Origin of the sequence: Paraburkholderia graminis C4D1M (assembly GCF_000172415.1) — a bacterium.
Taxonomy (GTDB): Bacteria; Pseudomonadota; Gammaproteobacteria; order Burkholderiales; family Burkholderiaceae; genus Paraburkholderia; species Paraburkholderia graminis.
Map to the genome: position 1 here is coordinate 62,094 of NZ_ABLD01000020.1, position 22,413 is coordinate 84,506.

Annotated in this window: 19 protein-coding genes and 4 pseudogenes; 6 read left to right on the plus strand and 17 right to left on the minus strand. The window is 60.5% G+C overall.

The annotated features are described in order from the left end of the window. Positions 1 to 221: 221 nt before the first annotated feature. The 4 genes and pseudogenes from BGRAMDRAFT_RS35595 to BGRAMDRAFT_RS34690 form a co-directional block, all read right to left on the minus strand. Positions 222 to 1,415: a GGDEF domain-containing protein gene (locus BGRAMDRAFT_RS35595; protein WP_006051640.1), complete on the minus strand. Its 1,194-nt coding sequence runs from the start codon at positions 1,413 to 1,415 to the stop codon at positions 222 to 224. Between the two features lie 146 nt (positions 1,416 to 1,561). Further along, positions 1,562 to 1,780: pseudogene (locus BGRAMDRAFT_RS35600) on the minus strand (hypothetical protein); the annotation flags it as partial. A gap of 785 nt (positions 1,781 to 2,565) precedes the next feature. Beyond that, positions 2,566 to 2,811 (minus strand): helix-turn-helix transcriptional regulator, encoded by a 246-nt coding sequence (locus tag BGRAMDRAFT_RS33955; RefSeq protein ID WP_082367211.1) that lies wholly within the window; start codon positions 2,809 to 2,811, stop codon positions 2,566 to 2,568. A gap of 338 nt (positions 2,812 to 3,149) precedes the next feature. Next, a pseudogene (locus BGRAMDRAFT_RS34690) lies at positions 3,150 to 3,291 on the minus strand (transposase); the annotation flags it as partial. A 205-nt stretch (positions 3,292 to 3,496) separates the two neighbouring features. On the opposite strand from BGRAMDRAFT_RS34690, the gene BGRAMDRAFT_RS24905 reads away from it, so the two are divergent. Together BGRAMDRAFT_RS24905 and BGRAMDRAFT_RS35605 are read left to right on the plus strand one after the other, a co-directional pair. After that, positions 3,497 to 3,703 (plus strand): type II toxin-antitoxin system VapB family antitoxin, encoded by a 207-nt coding sequence (locus BGRAMDRAFT_RS24905; RefSeq protein WP_006051641.1) that lies wholly within the window; start codon positions 3,497 to 3,499, stop codon positions 3,701 to 3,703. Beyond that, positions 3,700 to 3,861, plus strand: a pseudogene (locus BGRAMDRAFT_RS35605) (VapC toxin family PIN domain ribonuclease); the annotation flags it as partial. The gene BGRAMDRAFT_RS24905 and the pseudogene BGRAMDRAFT_RS35605, both read left to right, overlap by 4 nt. Before the next feature lie 10 nt (positions 3,862 to 3,871). Here the strand turns inward: BGRAMDRAFT_RS35605 and BGRAMDRAFT_RS34695 are convergent. The 4 genes from BGRAMDRAFT_RS34695 to BGRAMDRAFT_RS24925 all read right to left on the minus strand — a co-directional run bounded on the left by BGRAMDRAFT_RS34695 (position 3,872) and on the right by BGRAMDRAFT_RS24925 (position 5,553). Beyond that, the gene (locus BGRAMDRAFT_RS34695) at positions 3,872 to 4,333 is read right to left on the minus strand and encodes a hypothetical protein (protein WP_044021863.1); all 462 of its coding nucleotides are present in this window, start codon (positions 4,331 to 4,333) and stop codon (positions 3,872 to 3,874) included. A 16-nt stretch (positions 4,334 to 4,349) separates the two neighbouring features. Next, on the minus strand, positions 4,350 to 4,574 hold the full coding sequence (locus tag BGRAMDRAFT_RS24915; RefSeq protein ID WP_157140667.1) for a hypothetical protein: 225 nt from the start codon (positions 4,572 to 4,574) through the stop codon (positions 4,350 to 4,352). 401 nt (positions 4,575 to 4,975) lie between these two features. Continuing rightward, on the minus strand, positions 4,976 to 5,341 hold the full coding sequence (locus tag BGRAMDRAFT_RS24920; protein ID WP_006051644.1) for a type II toxin-antitoxin system VapC family toxin: 366 nt from the start codon (positions 5,339 to 5,341) through the stop codon (positions 4,976 to 4,978). Next, positions 5,335 to 5,553 carry a ribbon-helix-helix protein, CopG family gene (locus BGRAMDRAFT_RS24925; protein ID WP_006051645.1) on the minus strand — a complete coding sequence of 73 codons (219 nt, stop codon included), beginning with the start codon at positions 5,551 to 5,553 and terminating at the stop codon, positions 5,335 to 5,337. Before BGRAMDRAFT_RS24925 ends, BGRAMDRAFT_RS24920 begins: the two co-directional genes overlap by 7 nt. 205 nt (positions 5,554 to 5,758) lie before the next feature. Here BGRAMDRAFT_RS24925 and BGRAMDRAFT_RS24930 point away from each other — a divergent pair, with 205 nt between their 5' ends. Then, on the plus strand, positions 5,759 to 5,956 hold the full coding sequence (locus tag BGRAMDRAFT_RS24930) for a hypothetical protein (protein WP_006051646.1): 198 nt from the start codon (positions 5,759 to 5,761) through the stop codon (positions 5,954 to 5,956). A gap of 408 nt (positions 5,957 to 6,364) precedes the next feature. Here BGRAMDRAFT_RS24930 and BGRAMDRAFT_RS35610 read toward each other — a convergent pair whose 3' ends face one another. Genes BGRAMDRAFT_RS35610 through BGRAMDRAFT_RS24945 form a run of 3 tightly spaced genes read right to left on the minus strand, consistent with a single transcriptional unit; the run spans position 6,365 to position 7,448 of the window. Then, positions 6,365 to 6,850 (minus strand): hypothetical protein, encoded by a 486-nt coding sequence (locus BGRAMDRAFT_RS35610; RefSeq protein WP_232292364.1) that lies wholly within the window; start codon positions 6,848 to 6,850, stop codon positions 6,365 to 6,367. 2 nt (positions 6,851 to 6,852) lie between these two features. Beyond that, the gene (locus tag BGRAMDRAFT_RS24940) at positions 6,853 to 7,143 is read right to left on the minus strand and encodes a type II toxin-antitoxin system RelE/ParE family toxin (RefSeq protein WP_006051648.1); all 291 of its coding nucleotides are present in this window, start codon (positions 7,141 to 7,143) and stop codon (positions 6,853 to 6,855) included. Continuing rightward, entirely contained in the window at positions 7,140 to 7,448 is a 309-nt protein-coding gene (locus tag BGRAMDRAFT_RS24945; protein ID WP_006051649.1) for a type II toxin-antitoxin system RelB/DinJ family antitoxin, read from the minus strand. Before BGRAMDRAFT_RS24945 ends, BGRAMDRAFT_RS24940 begins: the two co-directional genes overlap by 4 nt. 1,054 nt (positions 7,449 to 8,502) lie before the next feature. Here BGRAMDRAFT_RS24945 and BGRAMDRAFT_RS24950 point away from each other — a divergent pair. Further along, positions 8,503 to 9,687, plus strand: coding sequence for a phage tail protein (locus tag BGRAMDRAFT_RS24950; RefSeq protein WP_006051650.1), 1,185 nt, complete (start codon positions 8,503 to 8,505; stop codon positions 9,685 to 9,687). A gap of 52 nt (positions 9,688 to 9,739) precedes the next feature. Here the strand turns inward: BGRAMDRAFT_RS24950 and BGRAMDRAFT_RS24955 are convergent, their stop codons facing one another. Next, the gene (locus BGRAMDRAFT_RS24955; protein ID WP_006051651.1) at positions 9,740 to 10,810 is read right to left on the minus strand and encodes a tetratricopeptide repeat-containing glycosyltransferase; all 1,071 of its coding nucleotides are present in this window, start codon (positions 10,808 to 10,810) and stop codon (positions 9,740 to 9,742) included. A gap of 658 nt (positions 10,811 to 11,468) precedes the next feature. After that, positions 11,469 to 12,488 carry an IS110 family RNA-guided transposase gene (locus BGRAMDRAFT_RS24960; protein WP_006051652.1) on the minus strand — a complete coding sequence of 340 codons (1,020 nt, stop codon included), beginning with the start codon at positions 12,486 to 12,488 and terminating at the stop codon, positions 11,469 to 11,471. Positions 12,489 to 13,505: 1,017 nt separating this feature from the next. Here BGRAMDRAFT_RS24960 and BGRAMDRAFT_RS24965 point away from each other — a divergent pair. Beyond that, positions 13,506 to 15,770, plus strand: coding sequence for a two-partner secretion domain-containing protein (locus BGRAMDRAFT_RS24965; RefSeq protein ID WP_232292365.1), 2,265 nt, complete (start codon positions 13,506 to 13,508; stop codon positions 15,768 to 15,770). A 557-nt stretch (positions 15,771 to 16,327) separates the two neighbouring features. Here the strand turns inward: BGRAMDRAFT_RS24965 and BGRAMDRAFT_RS24970 are convergent. Together BGRAMDRAFT_RS24970 and BGRAMDRAFT_RS24975 are read right to left on the minus strand one after the other, a co-directional pair. Next, entirely contained in the window at positions 16,328 to 16,984 is a 657-nt protein-coding gene (locus BGRAMDRAFT_RS24970; protein ID WP_006051654.1) for a TetR/AcrR family transcriptional regulator, read from the minus strand. A 35-nt stretch (positions 16,985 to 17,019) separates the two neighbouring features. Beyond that, positions 17,020 to 17,805, minus strand: a complete 786-nt coding sequence (locus BGRAMDRAFT_RS24975) for an SDR family NAD(P)-dependent oxidoreductase (RefSeq protein ID WP_006051655.1) — start codon at positions 17,803 to 17,805, stop codon at positions 17,020 to 17,022. Between the two features lie 691 nt (positions 17,806 to 18,496). Between BGRAMDRAFT_RS24975 and BGRAMDRAFT_RS24985 the strand changes: the two genes are divergently transcribed. Further along, the gene (locus tag BGRAMDRAFT_RS24985) at positions 18,497 to 20,062 is read left to right on the plus strand and encodes a methyl-accepting chemotaxis protein (protein ID WP_006051657.1); all 1,566 of its coding nucleotides are present in this window, start codon (positions 18,497 to 18,499) and stop codon (positions 20,060 to 20,062) included. Positions 20,063 to 20,791: 729 nt separating this feature from the next. On the opposite strand, the gene BGRAMDRAFT_RS24990 is transcribed toward BGRAMDRAFT_RS24985, so the two are convergent. Both BGRAMDRAFT_RS24990 and BGRAMDRAFT_RS33970 read right to left on the minus strand, forming a co-directional pair. Beyond that, complete coding sequence (locus tag BGRAMDRAFT_RS24990) at positions 20,792 to 21,988, minus strand: aminotransferase class V-fold PLP-dependent enzyme (RefSeq protein ID WP_006051659.1); 1,197 nt, start codon at positions 21,986 to 21,988, stop codon at positions 20,792 to 20,794. A 26-nt stretch (positions 21,989 to 22,014) separates the two neighbouring features. After that, positions 22,015 to 22,152: pseudogene (locus tag BGRAMDRAFT_RS33970) on the minus strand (RidA family protein); the annotation flags it as partial. Positions 22,153 to 22,413: the final 261 nt, after the last annotated feature.

Genomic DNA, 22,413 nt, shown 5'->3' on the forward strand with positions numbered 1-22,413 from the left:
GAGGTGCGGGGCAGGCATTCCAAAGTGGTGGGGAAGCCTGCAATAACATCATCCCACGATGCGAGGCGCTTCGCCCTGCATCAAAAACAATCGCATGCCGGTGTTGCCGGCTGGGCAGCACTTTATGAAGAATCGCGACCTATCGCCACCTCGCCGCGGCCAACCGGATGTTTGCCTGCCGGGATGGCCCCGGCAGTCGGTCTTTGCCAGACGCCGGACGATCACACCATATCGCGCTCGGGGGCGTCCCGCGTCTGACCGGGTGATTCTCCGACCACCCGATTCCTTCCCGCGCGCTTCGCTGCATAGAGCAGCTGATCGGCGCGCGCGAGCAGCGCCCCGACGTCCTCACCAGGCCGGTAGCGCGCGATGCCAGCACTGGTCGTGACGCGCAGCGTAGCCTCGATCTCATCGAAGCGCGAAGATTCCAGCACAGTACGTAAGCGCTCGACGATCTCATACGCGAATTTGTCGTCAGCACCGGGCAGCAGAAGCACGAACTCCTCGCCGCCGATGCGCGCCACCACGTCTTTCTCGCGCACCGCGGCGCGCAGGATTGCGGCGAACTGGCGCAGCACCGCATCGCCGGCCGCATGCCCGTAACGGTCATTGATGGACTTGAAGTTGTCGATGTCGAAAGCGATCAGCGTGAGCGGATAGCTTCGCCGGTCCGCGACGCGCCGGCCCGCCAGGCGTTCAAACGCGCGCCGATTCAACGTTTCGGTGAGCGAATCGAGATCGCGTTCGAGAGTCAGCCGGTCGATTACGTCCGACATCGCGGCGGCCAGCAGCACGAGCCCCAACACAGCGCCCATCAGGGCGAGCGACAACTGTAGCAAGACCCAGAAAATGGTTCGCGCGAACGGCGCAGTGCTATGCGGCAAGGGTTGGATCGTAGTGAGCGACGTTCTGATGAAAAAGCTGACGCCGAAGATCAGCAGCACCCAGAGGAGAACGTGGTTGATGATGCGGCCATTGCAGTGTTTCCTGAAACGGATCGCGGTAAACAACATCAACAGCCCGGCGCTGAAGTTCAGAATGTAGATACGCACCAGCAGGTTCGGCGTCACGAAGGAGAAGTAATGCATGCCGGCCAGCACCAGCACGAACATCGACGCATGCGTCACCAGTCGCAGGTGAAGCCCGGCCCTGCGCATCACACCTTCCGCCAACAGTTGAATGCTCAACGCATAAAACGTTGCCGATACAAGCGCGTTCAATCGCCATTCATCAGGCAGGTGGCAGATCTGCACTGCGGAGCCGAGTGCGAAAGCAACAAACGAAGCGGCAAGAAGGCGCAGATAACGCAGTCGTCGATCATAGAACCATGCACACGCAAAACCGAACGCAAAGACGGCCGTGATGCCTGGAATGATCAATTGAATGAGTTGATTGGGCGTTATCTGAACGGACATCTAGCTCGTTCTCCGCTGCAGGCTACAACACCGACGTGCCTACGAGTTCGCGTTGCGAGGTCCCATTCTAAAGGCGCTGCAACCGTCGGGAGAACGTGCAGATGCGAAGACAACCGTTGGTCTTCCGGTTGACTTCTGCATGCCCCTCCGGCAAACGACATGGCTGGCCATTCACCGGGCTCGACTTGCCGCATGCGGCTATCGACCGGTCACTTCTAGCGATACGTCCACGATTTCCGGCTCGTAGACGCTTGCAAGCGCAGTCCGGGGAATCCGGTTATGTGATCGCCGCCCGGCAGCCTGGCCGCGGCGCGTGCATCGAAGTGCGTTCTTCCTCCGGCGTAGGACTCGCAGCTCCGCCCTATTCGTTCTCGTCGAAGTAGTGAAGTGGCCTTTGCCTGGCGGGCCTCTGCCGACCAACCTACGCCAGAGCCTACGCCAGAATACATCGCAGCTGTTTGACACGCTCGTGTCGCTTTTTTGCTACAAACAAAACGAAAGTGCCCGAATCGCAGTTGCTCGACCAGAAAGCAGTCACTGCCTAGCGCGCGCTGCACACGCTTCCATTCGATTGTCAATTCCATGGGGGGACCAGACGGCACAGATTTTCCGCCGGTTCACGCGAGGTCGATACCGTCACCTATACCGGGAATTCCAGACGGCAATTGTCAGCTTTGAGAACGCTGGATCGGAGGATCGAGGTGCGCCTGGTTGAACGATCGCGAACGCGAAGCATGCGAGGACCGCTCATGTGGAAACACGGTCACCGATACCCGTCACCACCTTGCAGTACGGTCCGGCAGAGCCTGCGGGAGCTATGCGACGCCTCGAACCCCGAAAGCTTCCCTCCAACGAAGCGGGAGCTTTCGAAACACCGCAGACGCCGCAGTTAAAAAAATCATTGCGGCAAATTCTTGCGCCGACACGCTAAATAATTGTGATGCAGAGGCTGTACCTCGCCAGCGTCAATCATATAGAGGTCGGCTGCAATTTCGATGTCAACATTTGGGCGGCCCCATGTCGGCCTCAGCACCACCAGCCGTCAGGAACGCTTACATTTTCCAGGTTTGTCTTGCATCGGTGCGTTTGCGTATCGTCCCGATCCGAGCCGCAACGATGTCTACTGCTACGACGCCAGGATGCGAATGGCTCACGAAGCGGGCCGCTCGCCTTTGGGAATTTGCCGCCTTGCAGCGCCCGTATTCTCCGGCGGCAGAAGGTTAGAAACCGGACGAGCGTCAGCCCACTCCCGGACCTCGTGTGCGAGCCATCCCACTCTGCGGCCCGATAGTAGCCGCGGTTCAGGGAAGCTTTTCTCGCGAACCAGCTTCTGTACAGTCGCCGGCGACAAGGAAAGCGAGTCGGCCACTTCTTTCAGAGACAAACAGATTTTCATCGTCGTTTCCACTTTCTTCTGTCGTCCTTAACACCCTATCCGCACGACACTGCTCTCAGTAACGCGTTTTTTCCGAATTTAATGGATGGGATCGAGTTGGGCAAATCTCCTTGGGAGAGCAGAATTGCGTTTATCAGTGCATCAATTGTGCAACGCGCTTTCTCACGGGTTCCCCCGGCGCCCTATGCAAAGTCAGACCGAGCTGAAAGTCACCAGCGGCACAATTCCTGACGTTGATTTTTCTTTTTTATCGTTCCGTGAAGCGTATCTAGCAAGCAGGCTCTCGGGTCCTGAATCATGTCGCGCTTCTCATCCAGCTCACTCTCTTGGGGCCCACGGCTGCGCAGCCGCGCCCTACCGCCACTGCTGCTAACCGGGCGCAAGTCCGGTCCAGCTTGCCGCCTGCCGCCCGTTTCTGAAGTCGTGCCCAGCACCGATACCGGTGAGCAACGCGCCGTCCGTGGTTGGGCCGGTATCCCTCGGAGAGCACGCCCCCTTCCTGAATTCGAAGCTCGCACATCGCAGGCTTATCGGTCTGCCAGCGCGGCGCGCTCCATGAACCTGCGCCGACAGACGCCACCAGCCCATGAGCGTCCGCAGGAAACCTGGTTGACCAAATCTGGTTGATCAAGTGCGGGTTGATGCTAGCATCGATGCATCAACGCATCAAAACCGGAGCAATGCTATGCGAACCACCGTTACAATCGACGACGCGCTCTATCAGGAAGCTTTGGAACTTGCCGACCCGGGGACGGACAAGGCCGGCCTGTTCCGGTCGGCGATGCAGACTTTCGTCCGCGTCCAGGCTGCTAAACGCCTCGCCGCGCTCGGCGGAACTGTCCCTGACATCTCGGACATCCCACGGCGCCGCCCCAAGGCTGACAGAAAGTGAACAACGTACTGATCGATACCTCTGTGTGGGTAGACCATTTCCGCCGACGGAGCGAAACTCTCGTTCATCTGATCACCACCGATCAGGCGCTTACCCACCCGCTCGTGCTCATTGAACTCGCCTGCGGTACCCCGCCAGCGCAGCGGGCACGCGTCATGTGTGCTTTTCCTATGTCTTATCGAGTGCCAGGCTCGGCCGGAACTGCTCGACCAGTCGATGGTGCAGAATCCGCAGCGCGTCGGACGCGGAAAGCACCGCTGCTTCCGCCGCAGGCCGCTCGTTATCTGGCGATGGCCCAATGCGCTTGTGGATACGGACAGCAGCGCAATACTGGTTCACCGCCGTCTGCACCGAGTCTAGGTACTGACGCAGCGCTATGCCGAACAAAAACTGCGCGTCCATCTTTCGCCTCAAGAATTCGGCTAGTCGTACCTCTTGTTCGTCGTCGCTCCAGTTCATGTGAGAAACGAGAACGTCGTTCGTCGCCGCATATACGGCCCATCGCCGGTCAAACAAGGCATGCTTCAAGTTTCGATGAGCAAGCTGCCGTTGCTGGAAAGCGACGGCTACGCCTGCCGCTACAATTATTGGCGTCACTATGCCGAAAAGTGCTTGAAGCCAAACGGGCATTATCTTTTCCGATCCGTTAGCAGGCGAGTTTGTTTGTTTCCAAGTCGCGGCAATCTTCCTCGTAGGCTTGGTCCAGCCACTTCAGGAACGATTGTTTTCCACCCTCGAGTGCCAACGTCGCGGGTGTGTCCTTTGCGGTCGGCGCAATCACTTGTCCTTGCGGCGTCATGTCATAACCAATATCGACATAATTTTCGCCCTCGCCATGTTTCGACCCAATCCAGTAGGTAATGCCCACCACTTCGGGTTGGCCAGTGGGCCCTCCCCCAATATCGTCGTCGCCCCACGGGTGCCCGGTACTTGAACTTCGCGGGCCGTTTTGCCTGCGCATAGGCCAGAACTTGTGCAACCGTCGAACCGTCTGCGGTCTGATGGTTGTTCGCGGCCTGAGCCCAAGCGGCGGCTACATCATGGGGCAAGACGTTAGCTTTTGCCGGTACGGCGGTTGCTTGCGCCGTGGTCTGTGCCGCGGCCGGGCCGTCGTTGTCGCCACACGCGGACAGAAAAAGAACTGACATTGCGCCGCAAATGAAGATGGGGTTGGGGGCCGCACGCTGGCTGTTCGCGCCGCTTTATAAAACCAAGTATCGGGAGCGCGCGGATCCAGCAAGCTTTTCCGATTCGTGCACGTTTGCTTTTCCACTAAATCTTGTACGGGACACGTACATCGGGCTCGTCTGCGGGAAAATCCTTCGTATTGCGGGAAACCAACAGCATTGAATTCACTTGTGCGGAGGCCCAGACGATGGCATCGGGCAGTCGAATTCGCCTTTGTTTGCGAATCTCAACCGCCCGATTTGCGATCGCAGCGTCGAGCGCAATCACGTGAAACGAACCGAGCCACGTGCGAACAGCCACCTCATCTTCGGATGTTGTCCCAACAAGGACCTCCATCCAGGTGATCGTGCTAATAGCACGATACTCATAGCGCCCAATTTCTTTCTTCGCCGCGCCAACACCGCTGAGGTAGTCGATTAGAACGTTCGTGTCAAAGAGCACCCTTACCATTCTGAGCGAAGTTCCTGTTGGTATTCCAGACCGTCAACTTTCTTGCTTTTCCACAGCCCGAAAACGTCGGCCCCGCGTGCTCGCCTGTGTTGCGCGATATAGGCCTCGATCGCGTCGCGGATGACAGCGGCGCGGGGACGTTGCTCCGTCTCCACGAGGACCGCCAACTCTTCAACTTGCGCATCAGGTAGGTCAATCAGTATTCGACTCATCGCTGCCTCCTTTCATGATATACATATCATATATCAGTCGCGAGTCAGCCGCAAGCGAGCGCTTCGCCGTAATGTCGGCATTTTTGGCCTTACCTTTAGTCGAAGCCATCGGCCCGACGCGACCAAGACGGCGAGCGCTTCGTCGGCGGCTCCCCAACCTCCCGTTCGCGGACCGCGAGCGCATCTGGGCACAGCAGGAATGAAAATGACCTTGGACGACTTGGAACAAGTGGGAATTGTCGTCGGCGAGATTGCCGATGCAGCGTTAGGAAACCAATTTATCGCTTGTGTCGGCAAGGTGACTCGCGGCGGTATCAAATCCGACGACGGGCAACACTGGATGGGCGCCACACCCCTGCAAGCGGCAATGCGTTGCTACAAAGAGTCGGACGTGCTGAAGTAGGACGTTCGGAGCCGGTTGGTGACACGCGTGGGCATGATGGCCTCGAACTCGGCCCCTCCCCCTCAGACGCTGCTCGTCGCCATGCAGTGCGGTGATGCAAAACCCGCCGCGCACTCTCTCAGTTGTCGGTGAGCATCGTCTGCCGGCCGGCATGGCGGCGGCGGTCCCATCCGTCAGTTACCGCCACGCCCGGACGCTGCCCGATCATCGAGACGCGTCGGCGACGAACAATCGCTCAGACCTTCTGGCGCCCCTGAACCCTGAGCAGCCCGTCGCGTCCGCCCTGCTCCGCCGCCGTCCATCTTGCGCCCGTGGTCATCCGTCGCGGCTGGGAGCATCGCGCTTAACTGCAATAGGCTGGCAGTACGGCCTGCCGCGAGCCGCGACAGCGCGCCGGGCGGCCCGAGGTCAGGACGATGACTCGGCCACAACCGCGATGTCGCATAGGGAGACGCCGTACTCGAGTGCGACAACGATTCGGGCAGCGATTCCCCTCAAGCGCCCCTCCAGTTCAAAAGTCGAGCCGGGCTCTTCTGCGGTTAAGAGGACCACTTCAATGTCGTCTGCGATGGTGATAAGTTCGTAGCCCGCTGCCACAACAGACTTTCGAAACTCCCAGACAAGCCCGCGCAACGAAGGCACGAGGGTACTGAGCAGTTCCATATTGAACGCGCTTCCATGGACCAGCCGCTTCAATGAACCCAACGGGGTCACCCGTTCGGCTTGCTGAAGCGAAAGCTGTATCGTCGTCCCAGAACGGGCACGATGCGTCGGTGACGTCTGGCGTAGGCCTCGACGTTGCCAAATTCGGGCCTCGTTTTTCTGAAGTTTGCCATCACGCAAAGGAGCCGGTGATTTCTCTCGAATGTCCGCCGGCTTGCACCCTGCGTCCATGGCTAATCCAACATCTCATCAGGCCATAACTGCGCGCCGTGCAACACCCGCAGGATGCGCACGGTTTCTCCCATGATCCGATAGGCGGCTATATATGGTGTCCGGCTTATAACCAGTTCGCGAGTACCTTCGATGCGCCTAGGGCGGCCAGTCTCTGGAAACTGCAGTAGCTGCCTAACCTGCACACGAATCCGATCATCGACGACGACGGCCGCGTACGGACTGTCCTGTTCGATGTAATCAAAAATAGCGTCGCGATTCTCTACTGCGAAAGCAGCCCATTCAAGCCTCACGCGTCACCCTCGCCAGCTTTCCGAAGGGCCGCAGCGCGCCGCTTCGCAAAATGAGCTTCGACTTCATCCCCCGCGGTAGCAGGCCGCGGGTCGTTCAATGCTTCCTGCACTTTCGCACGGAACCAGGCGTCATGCACGGCCGGGTCGGTCGCGAAGGCGAACGGCAACGCACCTTCGTTCGCCACGCGCGTCAGCAGGATTCGCACCGCATCCGAGACAGTCAGTCCCATGTTGTCGAGCACCGCAGCCGCGCGCTCTTTCAGCGCGGGGTCGATGCGTGTTTGCACCAATGCAGTCGCAGCCATAACGATTACTCCTTTGCGTAGCCCTAGACCCCCTATTGTGATTCATTAGAATTACACGCGCGCGCTATCGTGAGCCGCGACCGGATGGCCAGCAAGCAGATCAACACTTTCCGCAACCCACCCATTTAAGCGTGATCGGGCGGTCCCTCGGGACCGACTCCGGCGCGCTGATGACCCATTGCGACGCAAGGCGGCCGAGGCGCTGCAGGTAGCTGCGCTCGATCAGGCAGCCGCAAATTGGTGACTCGCTCGCGCAAGCGAACTTGTTACTAGTATCGGGCGGCGCAGCATTCTTGCCAGTCTCCGGTCCCACAAAGGTTTACGGCGCAGCGCCTCGTCAACTAATTCCGCTACTACTGTCCGGTCCGGCTGCAACTGATCTTGTAACGCACCGCACGCCAATGGCCGCGCCGGGGCCGAAAACACCGAACCACCGGCTGCGGCCTACGCGGCAACCGGTGGCGCCCCCAGCGCAAGCCATCGGCGGAACAGGACGGTACTTGATCGGACCTCGAGCGGCTTCGTCGCAAACCGGCCTCTAAGCGACGATTAGAGGTTGGAGTTAGATGACCGTTGCCGTCTCTGCAACGGCCGCTCGCAAGCAGTCGATGTCTTTCAACTTGAGTAAATATCGCGGACACGCTTCCGTCGAAAGCCGGGCGAAGTGTCACAAATCCTCGAATTTGCCATCAGAGTCCACTTTTAGACCTTCATTGAGTCCGCAACGATGTCTTAATGCCGTGGGACTTCACCGCTCCAATAATTTTTTTAAGGCGTGATTTTTCCGTTGAATTAGCGGAGAAATACGATTATTCTCGCCCCGGCGAACCGAAAGTCTAGGTAAGAAATGGCTAATAACAATGCTCGGTTGCGCGTCTGGTCGGAGGCATCCGCTCACTTTGGCTGACTGACAATGTATCGAAAACCGGAAGTCCCCCAGGACCAATATCGACCTTCGCCCGGGCGACGCAGATCGCCTGTGGATGTTTCTTGAATCCAGGAGAACACCGGGCTTGAGATAAAGAGCGGCATATATCGAATCAAAGGAATAAAAATGCAGGGGAAAAAAAGTACGGCGATTTTGCTTTCGATCGCGATGTCGACATTGTTCAGTGGCTGCGGCGGTTCGGATTCTGCGGCAACCAGTCAGGGCATTGTGCCGGCGTCGATGAAAGGTACCGCGGCGACAGGCGCGCCCATTGCCAACGGTCAGGTGTCGCTGAATTGCGTTGCCGGGCACGCCTCAACCCAGACCGCGGCGGACGGTTCGTGGTCGGTTTCAACTGCCGGATTAACGTTGCCGTGTGTGATTCGCGTTTCGGCTTCGTCGGGATTGGTCCTGCATTCCTATGCTGCTTCGCCGGGAACTATTAACGTGACGCCGTTCACCGAACTCGTCACGGCAGGCGCCGCGGCGAATTCCGACACAGAAACGTTCTTCAATGGGTTCTCCGCTGCGTCGGCGAGTGCGGCCAGCGGTCGGCTTGCCATCGCAGTTGCGCAAACCGGGCAATTGCTGGCTAAGCTCGGTGTGAATGTCAATGCAATCGATCTCATGAATCAGCAGTTTCAGGCGGTTTCCGGCAATGCATACGACGACGGACTGGAGTTGCTGAGCGCACGGCTCGCTGCCACCAACAGTACTCTGACCACGATTACCCAGCAACTTGTGAGCGGCAATGTTGGGCCGGTTGGAGTCACCGGCGCGACGGGGGCGACCGGCGCGACCGGTGCAACGGGCGCCACCGGTGCAGCGGGTTCCAACGGCGCGACGGGCGCTACGGGGCCGACCGGTGCCACCGGTGCGGTGGGCGCAATGGGGCCGACGGGCGCGACCGGCGCGCAAGGCACCCAGGGCGCACCCGGAGCAACGGGGCCGACCGGCGCGACCGGCCCGACCGGAGCCACGGGTGCTACCGGTGCTACCGGCGCCACGGGAGCACAGGGAGCCACAGGTTCGGTTCCGGGACTCGGTAATCCGGGCAATGCTGCCCCGGGAACGGGCGACACCTGCACGCTCGGTACTGTCTGGCTGACGGCGGCCGCCGTCGGCGTGGGGGTGCCTGCAAATGGCCAGCTTCTCAGCATCTCGCAGAACCCAGCGCTTTTCAGCCTGTTGGGAACTGCCTTCGGTGGAGACGGCGTAACAACCTTTGCGCTGCCCAACCTGGCGTCAGTCACGCCGAACGGCCTGACCTACATGATCTGCAATGACGGTACCTACCCGTCGCGTAGCTGAAGCAGCCTGGATGGGGCGTAATCGAGGCACAGGCTGGCCGGCAAGGTAGCCTCTACAGCCCGAAATATTGTCGGTTTCCCTCGATGCGTTGACGATGCTCCTGCGGGAATTTCTGTTCGCGCAGGAGCCGCTGCAGCGCGATACGCCCCTGCTCGATAGCACCGACGTAATACGCGCTCACCACCAGCTCGTCCAGAGCTCGCCAGGCGTAGACCGATTCGTCGACGAACAGCGTGTCCGTAGGACGCGCGATCGCAGCCGCCTGCCGTGCGAACAGATGCGCCAACGCGAACTCACCGCGCAGCCGGTGATACGCCGCGAGTCGGCTGAGTGGCTCAGCGCGATGCGGACGAGCTTGGTATGCCGCGAGGTACGCCTCGCGAACTTCGTTCGGATTTGCGCCACTGAGTTCAGTTAGGGATGCGATCTGAAAGAGCGCGAACCAGCGCTCTTCATCCCATCCTTCCATTCCACACCGCTCGCGGTACACGCGAATGCTATCCTCCAGCCGGCCAGCATCCCGGTAGCTCTGAGCGAGGTAAAACCGATAGCGAGGGTTATCAGGCTCGTTGCGTGCCGCTTTTTCCAGCACTTCGATGTCGCGCAGATAGGTGTTGGTATCGCGAGCACGGGCACCGTCGCGAGACACGACAATCGTCGCGCCCGGCAGAATCTGCCAGGAATGAGGCGACTCCTGAGTCAGGTACTCGTGCAATACGCCTTCCCAGCGCCAGGGTTGATGCGCCGCGACAAGTGCATTGCGCAGGTATTGCCATTCGTCGAGCTGGCAGCGGAACTGGTAACCGTCCGCTTCAAGCTGCTGCCATGCGAAACCTGCCTCCATCTGCAGGGTTTCGTCGGCGTCGATGAAGAACAGGTAGTCGCCGTGCGGCCTGGCGAGTGTCAGCGCTTCGTTGCGGTTGTGCGCGAAATCCCGCCAGACTCGCTCATGCAATGCCCCTGAAATGCCCGCCATACAGTGCCGAATAATGTCTTGCGTACCGTCTGAAGAGCCTGTATCGATGATTACCCAATGATCGATCCATGGTTTGACGCTTGTGAGGCACCTTTCGATGACTGGCGCCTCGTTCTTCACAATCATGCTCAAGCAGATTTTCTTCATCTATTTCCCATGGTCGCGTGGACGGTGTCATCTGTTCAGCGCCGCGTATACATTCCTAAAAAGAACTACGAGCGTCGACGCTCATTTTCCAGCGTGCGCATATTATTCTGAACGGCAGGATGCGCCCGTGATAAAGAGGGGGAGCCGTTGACCGTCACAATACTGATAAATATTTCTCTGCCGTTCAGACGTGTGAGTTTAAGATAGGTCCGCATGCCCGACTGTCGGTATCGCTCACCGACTGCTTCAATCAATTCACGTCGTGTCTCCATGCTGAGTCACTCACCATAAGGTCGCCCCCCGCCAGCGTCGGGACGGTAGCAATTACATGAGGCAACAACACGGCTCGGTACAATAATTTGAGTCAATGCGCCGGCCAAGATAATTATATGAACGCCCCCGATGCGCCAGGTTTTCTTGCACGTTGCTTCGACAGGATGGGTTGCAGCTTTATATGCGGCCTCGTTGCAGCCTCATACGCTGCGGGCCCCGATGAAATCCGCTGACTCGCTCCTCATTTGTCGCACGAGCTTCGCGCTCAAATTATCTTTCAGGCTTTGCGAGTTCAGGTCCGACCTGTCTTGTCATCATGCTCAATTGCCAGCGCAACCTTTCGACGTCATTCTGCAAGCTCCAATCTTCTACGTTGCTTTAGTCATCAAGCCGGTTGTGCAACGAAGTGCGCTTGGTTGTACGGCGTGCCATTCGCGAGAACTGCCCAGATTGTTCGGGCCATCTTGTTGGCAAGTGCAACGGTAACCACATTTGATGGACGTCGCTTCTGCAACTGTTCGGCCCAAGACCCGACATGCTTGCCATGGAAGAGTACGCTGCGCGCACCGTGGATGAGCAATGTCCGCACATACGTATCGCCGCGCCGGCTTATACCGAGCAGCTGGATCTTCCCACCGGTGCCGATCTGCTTTGGTACGAGACCGAGCCACGCGGCAAACTCCCGTCCCGACCTGAATGCTTTCGCGTCACCCATCGTGGCAACAGTCGCCGTCGCCGTCAGTAGGCCAACGCCGGGGATCGCGGCGATTGCCTTGCATGCCTTGTCCTCTTTCATCCACGTTTGCAAACGTCGCTCGATGTCAGCTATCTGTTTGTCCAGTCGATCAAGCTCACTCCAAAGTTCGCGTAACGAGTCGATCAGCATCGCCGGTAGACGCTCGGCCAGCTTTGCCAGCACCCCGGGAATCGCTTTATCCAGCGCAGCGCGACTCTTGGCCATCACCTCGCCGTATTCGGCCAGCAATCCGCGTAAGCAATTCATTTGCGCCGTTCGATATTTGATCTTCTGTTGCCGCATCCGATGGAGCGCGAGCACTGCCTGCTGGGCTTCGGTCTTTACTGCGACGACCTTGCTGGGCATTTGCGTAGCCATCCAGATTGCACGCGCGTCCGCTGCATCGTTCTTGTTTCCGGTGACGAAGGCCTTGACGAACTTCGCCGGCATCAATCTGACCTCGTGTCCCATTTCGATCAATCGGCGTGCCCAATGATGGGCGCCTCCACAGGCCTCCATGCCAATGACGCAAGCTTCGCGATTCGCAAAATGTTCAAGGAAGACAGCGCGCTTGAGTTGTTTGCTTACGATCTCCCCCGATTCGCCATCAACCCAGTGGAGTTGGAAGACGTTCTTCGCGATATCTACACCGACCGTCGTATACTTCATTTCGGACTCTCCGGTTAGCCTGTGAAGATCTCCATGATCGTCCAAATTAGGCACATCGATGCCGTCGGCCCGCGAGGGTCCACTCGTTCGGCGTCTCGCATCTATTGGGTGGGGGCGTTCATTCCATTTGTCGCCGCCCACCCTATGGCACTGTTCCCACGCGGCGTCCGCTGGACGCCTCGCACGCTGCCCCGCAGCCGGCCACCGGATGGCGCAGGCTACTCGTCGTCGACGATCACCTGCCAAGTGCGGCGGCGATCAGCGCGGCGCTATCCATTGCAGGATACGACGTTCAGTTTATACGGAGTCCCCGCTTCATTTGCTCGAAGAGATCGCTCTAAGGCCCATCTGAAAAGGTCCAACGAGCTACCAGACCGGAATGTCTCAGATCGGTGAAGCAGCAGACCGTCGCCCATGTTAACTGAGTGACTCAAACGGGTCGGGGGGCGGCCGACCACGCGTAGGCTGAGTCGTGTTGGCAAGGAAATAGAAGTCGGCATATATCGGCAGTTGATGACGCTCTGTCCCGTTGTCGAACGTCGCGTTGTTGTTTCTGCTGGCGAAGACCTGTTCCGCTCGATCACGCCGCGTGTCGCCCCAAGTTGCATATCAAGAGGGCCGTTCCCCTGAATTTGATATGGTGCAGTCCCGCGATGAATCCGGTCTTTGCGTCATGTGGATGCTGCGGTGATAGCGCAGTCTCGCAGCAACCGACGCACGTGCAGCGCCAAGGGCCGACCTGGCTCCCTCGGGCCCAGAGCGCAAACCGCTAACTTTTGACCGACTACTCCTGTGCCGCCTGCTAACCTTCGGATCAGTGGAGGTGCCGACGGGCCCGGAGTCAAGCGCGCTCGCTCGGGATGATGAAGCCTTGATGCGCGGGGAAAGGGGGGGCCTATGACCGCTGCAGCACTAGCGCGTGGCACACGCGCACTCCATGATCGCCGGCGGTCGTTAGCCAGCCGGTGGGCCGGATTAGGACTTACCGTCGCGGCGCTTATTTACGATCACGCGAGTGTGGCGGCAGGACCTCTACCGCAGGGCGGCAGTTTTGTCGGCTGCACGGGCAGCATCGCTCAGAACGGCCGGAAGCTGAACATCACGCAAGCAGGCGGGCGTGGCATCATCAATTGGGACAGCTTTTCGATCGGCGTGGGGAACACCGTATCGATCAACAACGGCACGGGCGCGACGCTCAACCGTGTGACCGGCAGCGATGTTTCCGCGATCTACGGCGCGCTCAACGCGACGGGCAGTGTGTATCTCATTAACCCAAATGGCGTGCTGATCGGTCGAACCGGCGTGATTTCGACGGGTGGCCGCTTCCTGGCATCGACCCTCGACGTTTCCGACGACAGTTTCCTCAATCCGCGCACAATCGGCGGAACGGCCTACACCGGGAATTCCACGGCGAATGTCGTCAACCTCGGCAAGATCTCGTCGTCTGGCGGTGACGTTCTGCTTATATCGGCCAGCAATGTCGTCAATGCCGGAAGGATAGATGCGCCCAACGGCAACGCGGAATCTGCCGTAGGCCGTCAGGTGCGCTTGTTCGATAGCGCGTATCAACAGCTTTCCGTCGATGTGGGAAGCGGCGGCACGATCAGAAACACCGGCACCGTCGAAGCGGCGACCATCAACCTTCAGGCGGCAGACGGCAACATCTTCGCGCTGGCCGGTCACTCCGGCGCGCTGCGCGCGACCGGCACGGCCACGCGCGACGGACACGTCTGGCTCGTCGCCGACACCACCACGAACTACCGCGTCAACACCGGCAACATCGACGCCCGCGGCGCTCAAATCAGCGCTAGCAATGCGGACGGCAGCCGCGGCGTAGTCGATATGTCGGGTGGCAGCGTCAAGGTGGGCGGCGCAGATGTTCAGGCCAGACAGTGGAACATCACGACTGGGGATTTCACCGTCGATGCGCGCACCGCCGACGCGCTCGGCGCCAGCCTGAACCGCGGCGCGTCGGTCAACGTGCTCGCGAATGGTGCCGACGGCAAGCTGGGCGCGAACGGCAAAGGGAACATCGACGTGGAAGCGAGTCTGCGCTGGCGCGGAGACGCGTCGCTTGACCTCAATGCTGCGCACTCGCTGACCATCGCGCCGCGCGTGACCATCGCCAACATCGGCGCGGGGTCGCTTACGCTTTCTGCCGACAGCTATGGATTCGACAACGGCGGGAGCGTGATCAATCAGGGCACGCTCGACTGGTCGCGAAGCACCGGCATCATCACGGCGCTGTACGACATCAACGGCACTTTCACACGCGGCACGGTAGTCACAAATCCGTCGTGGCAGGCCGCGCCGTTCAGTGGGCTGCTCACGCAATTCACGGCTTATCAGCTAATCGCGTCGCTGGACGACCTGCGCGCGGTAAACAACAACCTCGCGGGCAACTATGCGCTGGCTTCGCGCGGAATTGAATTCGTCGATGCGGGCGAGTTCGGCGGCATCGGCTCCGCCGACCATCCGTTCACCGGCCAGTTCGACGGCATGGGCCATCTGCCGGCCGATCTTCATCTCGCCACTAATGCCGGAATGTTCAACGTGATCGGCCAGGATGGGGTGGTGCGCAACTTCACGCTGGCAGACGGCACGGGGACGTCTTTCTCAGGCCCCGTAGGTTTGCTCGCGGCAGTCAATTACGGGACGCTGATCAATGTCGGCGCGACAGGCATCATCACGTCGGCGGGCAACGCTAACTCGGTGATCGGCGGGCTGGTCGGCGAGAATTTCGGCAACATCGAGCGGTCGTGGGCGGGTGTGAACATCACCGGTACGGGTGAACTGGGCGGGCTGGTCGGGCGCAACGACGGGCACATCGATCGTTCGTATTCGCTCAACTCGATGAGAGCCGGTGCGCCGAGCACATTTGGCGGCCTGGTCGGCACCAACAATGGCGACATCGTTCGTTCTTACGCCTTCGCGTTCCAGATGAGCGGCGGCACGACGGTCGGCGGACTGGTTGGCAACAATACCGGCCGCATTGAGCAGTCGTACGCGTATGCGAAGCTCACGCCGGACGGCAACGCGACAGCGGGCGGCATCGCGGGCAACAATAGCGGCAGCATCGCCAAGGACGTCTTCTGGAACAGCGAGTCGTCGGGCGCGCAAGCCGGCGTCGGTTCGGGCACGGCGGTGGCCAGTTCGAGCAGTCTCACCGACCTGGAGTTGCGCGACCCTGCGAGCTTCGGGCCGACATGGAACTTCGCTGCCAACGGCACTTGGGTGTCAGGATATTTCGGGCCGTCGCTGCGCTGGCCCACGCAACCGTGATGTCGTGTAACTGGTGACCTGGCTGCTGATGAGCGTGTCAGCCAGGCCTACCTCGGTTGCGGGATTTCGGCCATCACAGCATCGTCAACGACCGCACGTATCGTAAAGATGCAGTTTTGCCGATGCGAGCCTCATGGACCGTTCCGGGTCGCGAAAACGACCGTGGACGCCAGCGGAGTGCGGCGGGTGTCACCTTGGTACGCGAATCGCATAGCGCACGGTTCGGCCACAACCTGCCGTTCAGCGAGCGGGCGACCTGCCGTTGGTACGGCTGCATTGGTCCGTTATCTGACCGACGCGCTACGCGCATAGTTCGGCGTTTGCGGACGTTCGGCTGCCGAGTTGGAACGGCCATTCGTACGGTGGCTACGCGGAAACGCAATCACCTTCGTAGCCGATACGCTCTGGCCGTCTCCATGGCTCCGACAGAAGCTAACTCGCGGCTCGAAAACGATGCGTGGACGACGGCGAACAGCCGAACGCCGCCTGGTCCGGCTGTGAAAGCCGAAGGTGGTTAGCAGCATCGCCCATCGCGGCGATAGATCGTCTGGCGGTTACTAACTGGGTCGACTACGCAGGAGCATCAGTAGCCCCTCTTCCAGATCTTGCCGAAAATCGTAGCGCAGGGCTGCCAGATCGGGGCGCGCCAGCACTTCCGCCGCGACCGTGCCCGGATTGCTCAGCGGCCAGAGCCCGATAAGCAATGGCAGCGCCTGGTGAATAAATTTCTCGAACGCGGATGCGGAGATGGACGGCATGCAGTTGTGAAAGTCGAGCGCCGTCTCGTTTCGTATGTTCAGCAGCCCGTGCTTGAATCCCACCATGCGCTCGGCCGAAACATTGCGCTCGAGGATCGACGGGAAGACGCTGACAAGTCGGCACAACAGCGGGCGCGCTGACACGGTTGCGGAGAACGCCCGCGCGATGTGTTCGATGGTTCCGCGACGTCTGCCTCGGCTTAGTGCTGCGCGGAGTTCCGTGCGCCAGATCATGAACTCCTCGACGAGCACGGTGAGCAAAACCGCTTCGCTGCTCTCGAAGTATCGATACACGTTCGACTTGGTCATCTCCGCGCACCGCGCCAGCTCGTTGATGCCGAGGTCGTGCACGTCCGGGATTTCGAGCAGCAGCGATCTCGCGGCGTCAAGCAGGTGCCGCCGGCGCTCTTCCTTCTGTTCGGCGGAGCGCGCCCTTAAATACGTCGATGTCGTCATCCTTGAAGAATCCGAAAAGCTGTTCCGCGAAAGCGCTAACTGTTCATGAGTCGGGCGATGATCGCCTGATGTATCCAGCGAGGCGTCGCCCAGATCATCGCCACCGCTGACTTGTTTGCCCAGCCAGGGACGACGCTGATGCGCCCCGCCTGCAGCGCACGTATTCCGGCACGCACGACAGGCTCCGGCTTCATCATGAGCAGCTTCAACGCGAACGTAATCTTTTGTTTGGCCGCTTCAGCGAATCCGGTGTCGGAAATGCCCGGGCATAGCGAAGTAACAGTCACGCCGTCCTGCTTGAACTCGCGGTGCAGCGCGTCGCCAAGCCGCAGAACATAGGCCTTTGCCGCACCATAGACCGCCATGTCCTGCACGCCGTAATGAGCCAGGAGACTGGCTACCAGCAGGATTTTGCCACGGCCTCGCTGACGCATGTCCTGCCCGAACAAACGCGTCATGGCAGTCAGGCTGGCAATATCCAGTTGCACCATGCCCATCATCGCATCGAGCGGCGCATCGAGGAACGGCCCTTGCAATCCATGCCCGGCGTTGTTTATCAGGACGTCGACGGCGATGCCCTGGTCAAGCAGCTGCGAGTGCAACCGACCAATGGCGTCAATGTCGGAAAGGTCAACCTGCTCCACGAGCACGTTGACGCCGTACGTCCCGCGCAGGGATTCCGCTAGCGTTTGGAGCTTGTCCAGGCGGCGTGCCACCAGTATCAATGAATGCCCCTTGGCCGCGTACTGGCGCGCAAACTCCTCGCCAAATCCGCTCGAAGCGCCTGTGACGAGAACCCATGAATCGTTATCAGATGCCATACCGGTAGCCTTTGCATGAAGGTGACTGTGCCGGCCGCCGAGGGCAGCCATGGTTGACCGCGTCCGCGGCCTCAGGGAATATAAAAGACCGCCAGTCTGCAATTTAACAGACCATCGGTCTCTTGTGCAACGATTCTATTCAAATGGCAGGACAGATAGGAATGACGGTGGACGCGAGGGACGCCGCCGGCAGAATTCACGGAGGCAGTCAGAGACTGTCGATCTCATGATGTTTCACGTGATCTTTGTGGATTGCCCGCGTGACGTCGGTGGCCCCGCGCTGGCGGCGCATGATCGAGCCCAGGAAGGCCCGCGGTCCATGAAAACGCCAGAAAAGGCGCCGATGCGTGCGTTGCAGACCGTTGTTGCGGCCCGATCCGCGCAATGTGCGACACCAGCACGATTGCTTGCGCGCCGCGCAGCGCAGCGCAAGCTGGCTGAGACTTGGTGCGTTTTTCGTCAACGATCTGAATACTGGCGACGAGTGCCCGCTCGTGGCCCACCTCTGCCTGATCCGGTCGGATCAGACCGACGATTCGTGTGCAGGCCGCCCCGGCTTTCCCGTTGCCCAACCATCAAGTCGCACCCGCCGCGTGCCGATATGCAGACGTGACGCCGATGCATCCGCCGTGGAAATCAAAACACGACGGTCGCGGCGCCCGCCACCTATCAGGAAGGAGACGTTCCCCAAATGCAGTGGTTTTCCAATCTCAAACTGAGCCACAAGCTCGTCGGCTCGTTGATGCTGTGCGCACTCGTGACGGCGATCGTCGGCATCGTCGGCATCCTCAAGGTTCGCGAGGTCGCGACCATGCAAACCGAAATGTACGAGAGTGAATTCGTGCCGGTGCGCAACGACGGCACCGCCGCGTGGCAGGCGGCCTCGCATTTCCGTCGTCTGTACTCGTACATCCTGAACGCCGACACGGCTGGCCGCGCCGATACGGTGCGCCTCAATCATGGCGGCGAAGCGGCGATCCTGTCCGCGTTCGACTATGAACGCAAACACGCGAGCACCGCCGCGCAGAGCGCGTTGCTGAGTGATTTCGACGCGACGTGGCCGGCCTACACAAGTTCGGTCGCGAAGGTGATGGCACTCGCCGACCGGGGAGACCAGACGGGCGCCCTCGCCGAACTTCGATCGGCCACCGATCCGCTGCACGTGAAGCTGCGCACGCTAATGATCAAGCTGTCGGACCAGCGTGACGGACTGGCGCGCCAGCGCGTCGAAGAAGGCATCGATGCGGTCCGCTCGGTGACGTGGTGGATCGCGAGTTGCGCACTCGGCGGCGTCGCGGTTGCGATCGCTCTTGGCGTGCTGATGACGCGCGCCGTAGTGCGGCAAATAGGCGGCGAGCCCGCCGAAGTTGCGCGAATCGTCGAGACGATCGCGGACGGCGACCTGAGCGATCGGCTCGGCGCCGGCCACGTGCAGGAGCGCAGCATCCTCAGCGCGATCGCCCACATGCGCCAGCGGCTCGCGGCAACGATCGGCACCATGCGCGAAAGCGCGGAGTCGGTCAGCATTGCGTCACAGGAAATCGCGAGCGGCAACATCGATCTGTCCTCGCGCACGGAGGAGCAGGCGGCGTCGTTGCAGCAGACCGCGGCGAGCATGTCTGAACTCACGCAAACAGTCAGCCGCAATAACGACAACGCCCGCAACGCGAGCGAACTCGCGGCGCGGGCCGCGCAAGTCGCGGACACCGGCAATGCGGCAGTCGAAAGCATGGTGCGCACGATCGACGAGATCAGCGGCAGTTCGGCGACGATCTCGGAGATCACCGGTCTCATCGAAGGCATTGCATTCCAGACCAACATCCTTGCTTTGAACGCGGCGGTCGAAGCCGCGCGCGCGGGCGAACAAGGACGCGGTTTCGCGGTCGTCGCGAGCGAGGTGCGCAATCTCGCGCAACGCTCGGCGAGCGCGGCCAAGGAAATCAAGGAGACGATTACGGCGTCGGCGGCGATCATCGACGGCGGCACGCAGCAGGCCGGTAAGGTGAGCGCGACGATGGCAGACATCAAGGACGCGATTCATCGCGTGTCCAACATCGTAGGCGAAATCGCGGCAGCGTCCGACGAGCAGAGTCGCAGCATCCATGAGGTCGGCCGGGCGGTCGCGCAGATGGACGAGACTACGCAACAGAACGCGGCGCTGGTCGAACAGGCCGCGGCTGCCGCGCAATCGCTCGACCTGCAGGCGCGCAAGATGAAGGAGACCGTAGCGGTGTTTCGGGTTGAGCGGAGCGCGTGACAACTGCGCGGTCGGCTGAGGCCGACCCCACACGGGACAGTCGGTCAGCCTGAAAACCGACGTTCACCAGCGCAATGAGACGTACCGGACCCAGACGTCAACCATTTCACGCGCGCCGAAACCAATGTATCAGGAGATAGAGCGCACAACGCCGCCATCGACGCGCCACGCCGCGCCCGTCGTCGCAGACGCCTGTTCCGAACTGGACATAGACAAACTCATGTCGGACTACATCGGCGAGGGCCTGAACCGCTCGCCAGCGGTGAACCGGCTCGATGCTAGCAAGCCCGTGCAACTCGCGATCGACAAAGCGACACCTGGCAGCGTGCTGCATGCCGTCGCTGAAGATGGGGTCATCACGCGTGACATCGCGACGGCGCTGGGACAGTTCTTTGAGATACGAGTGGAATCAATTCCGGCCGAGCGCGCCCAGGCTCATTTTCGACTGGCTCGGCATGTTCTTCGGTGCCGACGCCCCTGCGTCCAGCGCACGCACGCGCTCACTGCTGGTCGGCGAGCCGACGCACGCAACGCTTCGGGAAGACATTGCTGCCGAACACTCCCCCCTGAGCTGACTGGTCGACTCGCTACGTCCGGCGCATCGCCGGGTACCTGCCGGCGTGCTGGAAATTCGCCTCGCTGCACATCAACAATTAGCCCGTTAAAAGCCTTTGCGCCGAAGGTCACGAAGAGGCTGCACCGGCTGCGCATCCGGGCGTAGATCGATTGCTAGCGCGTCAGTGCTCGTATTCCCTCCAGCAGTTTGCCGATTTCGGACTCAGTGGTCAGGTAGCTGACAGAAGCGCGCGCGATCTGCTTAAGGCCCCTGAATTCCATGTCCAACGGTGTATAGCCCACACCATTGCTACCGATTGTAATGCCTTGAGCCGTAAGACTGCGCTGCACTGACAGGGGGTCCAGTCCGTGCACGTTGAACGCCACCAGGCCGGATCGTTCGATGCCTTGATCCAGCACCGTCACACCGGGGATATCCGCCAGTTGTGTCCGCAACGTCCTTGCGATGCTGTCGATCCGTGCGCGGATAGTGTCAATCCCAATCTCCAGTGCTTCCCGCAACGCATTGGCGAGTCCGCAGTGCAGCGCCAGCGATGCTTCCGATGATTCGAACCGACCGGCGTCGTTCCGCAGGATAGGATCGCCGCTCGCATTCAGCGGTGCGGAGCGCGTGTCGACGAATGCGGGTGCCAGACGTGACAAAAAGTCCTGTCTTACATACAACAGGCCCATGCCTCTCGGACCACGCAGTGCCTTACGGCCGGCACCGGTGAGAATATCGCAGCCCGCCTCGACCACGTCGATAGGAAGCTGCCCCACTGCTTGCGCGGCATCGATGAAGTACGGGATGCTGTGACGGCGCGCTACGCGCCCGATCGCAGCGGCCGGATTGATAAGACCGCCGTTCGCCGGCAGCCACGTTAGTGCAATCAGGCGCACTCGCTCGTCCAGCATCGCCTCCAGCGCGCGGGGATCTACAGTCCCGCAAGAGTCGGATGGTATGACTTCTATCGCCGCACCGGCGCCCTGCGCCGCAAGGCGCATGGTGGCCAGATTGCCGCCCCACTCATGGCGCCCGACCAGGATCCGCTCGCCTGGTCGCCACGGGCCCAACGCCGCGAATGCAGCGCCCCAACCGGGCGAATTCCCTGTAGTCACAGCGATCTCGGCCGGTCTTGCGTTCAGCAGCCTAGCCGCGAATAACCGCGCGCGTTCGCTGTGTTCGCGGCCGACCGCACCGGCTTCAATTGGCCCAATCGTGGCTTCGCGCCACAGTTGCGCCTGGATTGCCTCCAGCGTGGCCAAAGACGGCAGCGAGGCGCCGGCGTGGTTGAAATGTATGGTGCCTTGTGCACCCGGCGTCAGGGCGCGCAGCCCGTCCACGGCAGCAAGGGAGAGAGGTGAAGACATGGTTGTTCCTATGACGCCAGTTGGGTTCACGCCTGAGTAAGCGCGGTGACGGCTTCTGCCTCGACGGCCACACCCGAGGGCCGCGACGCGACGCCGACGGCACTGCGCGCATTGCGGCCCGGATCTCCGAATACCTGGACCATGAGGTCGGACGCCCCATTGGCAAAGTGGAAATCGAAGAGGTCATGTCCGGTGTATCCGGTCAGAACAAGGAGACTGCCATGCTATTGAATCGACCGTGGCGCGATCAGTCAATTTTCCTGTCTCCACCGATAAGCCAGACTGATCCATGCAATCCGACGGATCCCGTGCGGCGTCCTGTGTGAGCCAATCACCAAATAACGGCGCCGCATCGCCCAACGAGCGCTTGGGGGTGACCAGCCACTATCCGGTTCGAGGGCCATCCAGTGTGGTTTCAGGTGGCG

Excerpts from the sequence above, each read along its gene's own strand:
- BGRAMDRAFT_RS35595 (WP_006051640.1), bottom strand. The coding sequence starts at position 1,415 with ATGTCCGTTCAGATAACGCCCAATCAACTCATTCAATTGATCATTCCA.
- BGRAMDRAFT_RS33955 (WP_082367211.1), bottom strand. The coding sequence starts at position 2,811 with ATGAAAATCTGTTTGTCTCTGAAAGAAGTGGCCGACTCGCTTTCCTTG.
- BGRAMDRAFT_RS24905 (WP_006051641.1), top strand. The coding sequence starts at position 3,497 with ATGCGAACCACCGTTACAATCGACGACGCGCTCTATCAGGAAGCTTTG.
- BGRAMDRAFT_RS34695 (WP_044021863.1), bottom strand. The coding sequence starts at position 4,333 with ATGCCCGTTTGGCTTCAAGCACTTTTCGGCATAGTGACGCCAATAATT.
- BGRAMDRAFT_RS24920 (WP_006051644.1), bottom strand. The coding sequence starts at position 5,341 with ATGGTAAGGGTGCTCTTTGACACGAACGTTCTAATCGACTACCTCAGC.
- BGRAMDRAFT_RS24925 (WP_006051645.1), bottom strand. The coding sequence starts at position 5,553 with ATGAGTCGAATACTGATTGACCTACCTGATGCGCAAGTTGAAGAGTTG.
- BGRAMDRAFT_RS24930 (WP_006051646.1), top strand. The coding sequence starts at position 5,759 with ATGACCTTGGACGACTTGGAACAAGTGGGAATTGTCGTCGGCGAGATT.
- BGRAMDRAFT_RS35610 (WP_232292364.1), bottom strand. The coding sequence starts at position 6,850 with ATGGACGCAGGGTGCAAGCCGGCGGACATTCGAGAGAAATCACCGGCT.
- BGRAMDRAFT_RS24945 (WP_006051649.1), bottom strand. The coding sequence starts at position 7,448 with ATGGCTGCGACTGCATTGGTGCAAACACGCATCGACCCCGCGCTGAAA.
- BGRAMDRAFT_RS24950 (WP_006051650.1), top strand. The coding sequence starts at position 8,503 with ATGCAGGGGAAAAAAAGTACGGCGATTTTGCTTTCGATCGCGATGTCG.
- BGRAMDRAFT_RS24955 (WP_006051651.1), bottom strand. The coding sequence starts at position 10,810 with ATGAAGAAAATCTGCTTGAGCATGATTGTGAAGAACGAGGCGCCAGTC.
- BGRAMDRAFT_RS24960 (WP_006051652.1), bottom strand. The coding sequence starts at position 12,488 with ATGAAGTATACGACGGTCGGTGTAGATATCGCGAAGAACGTCTTCCAA.
- BGRAMDRAFT_RS24970 (WP_006051654.1), bottom strand. The coding sequence starts at position 16,984 with ATGACGACATCGACGTATTTAAGGGCGCGCTCCGCCGAACAGAAGGAA.
- BGRAMDRAFT_RS24975 (WP_006051655.1), bottom strand. The coding sequence starts at position 17,805 with ATGGCATCTGATAACGATTCATGGGTTCTCGTCACAGGCGCTTCGAGC.
- BGRAMDRAFT_RS24985 (WP_006051657.1), top strand. The coding sequence starts at position 18,497 with ATGCAGTGGTTTTCCAATCTCAAACTGAGCCACAAGCTCGTCGGCTCG.
- BGRAMDRAFT_RS24990 (WP_006051659.1), bottom strand. The coding sequence starts at position 21,988 with ATGTCTTCACCTCTCTCCCTTGCTGCCGTGGACGGGCTGCGCGCCCTG.